Origin of the sequence: Streptomyces bicolor (assembly GCF_000719285.1) — a bacterium.
Classification (GTDB): domain Bacteria; phylum Actinomycetota; class Actinomycetes; order Streptomycetales; family Streptomycetaceae; genus Streptomyces; species Streptomyces bicolor.
Genome location: NZ_JOFS01000173.1, coordinates 1 through 205, shown reverse-complemented (window position 1 = coordinate 205; position 205 = coordinate 1). Strand labels below are relative to the sequence as shown.

Genomic DNA, 205 nt, shown 5'->3' with positions numbered 1-205 from the left:
GGTACTCATCGGCGTGGTCGTGTTCGGCGCCGTGATCATCGCCGGCATCGGCTTCGCCGGTTCGTACGCGGCAGTCCGCGAGCTGGCCATCCAGAAGGGTTTCGGCAACCTCAGTCATGTCTTCCCGATCGGCATCGACGCGGGCATCTGCGTCCTCCTCGCCCTGGATCTGCTGCTGACGTGGATCCGTATACCCTTCCCGCTG

General features: G+C 64.4%; 1 protein-coding gene. It reads left to right on the top strand.

Annotated elements, in window-relative coordinates; genetic code table 11:
* The coding region (locus tag IF78_RS44795) for a DUF2637 domain-containing protein (protein WP_037643183.1) at positions 1 to 205 on the top strand (205 nt) is incomplete at both ends.